Genomic DNA, 319 nt, shown 5'->3' on the forward strand with positions numbered 1-319 from the left:
CCGGCTCAGCAAGGTGATGAACTGCAACTGGAAAATCTTCTGGGAGAACTTCAACGAATGCCTGCACTGCCCGGGCGTGCACAGGGACCTGTCGCGGCTGGTGCCGATCTATGGCCGCGGCCTGATGGCAAGGCATGACGATCCGGAATGGGCGCGCCATGCCGACAATGACGCGCCGGAGTTTTCCGGCGGCCTGCGCGCCGGCGCCGAGACGTGGTCGCGCGACGGGCGTGTCCATGGCCCGGTCTTTGCCGGCCTGAAGCCGGCCGAGCGCGCCGCCGGCCAGACCTACGCCACCTCGCTGCCCTCGATGTTCATC

Annotated in this window: 1 protein-coding gene; it reads left to right on the forward strand. The window is 67.4% G+C overall.

All coding sequences use genetic code 11. From position 1 onward, the window contains the following. A partial coding sequence (locus EN874_RS32850; RefSeq protein ID WP_281061465.1) for an SRPBCC family protein occupies window positions 1–319 on the forward strand: 319 nt, incomplete at both ends.

The organism is Mesorhizobium sp. M1D.F.Ca.ET.231.01.1.1, assembly GCF_003999155.2.
GTDB lineage: Bacteria > Pseudomonadota > Alphaproteobacteria > Rhizobiales > Rhizobiaceae > Mesorhizobium.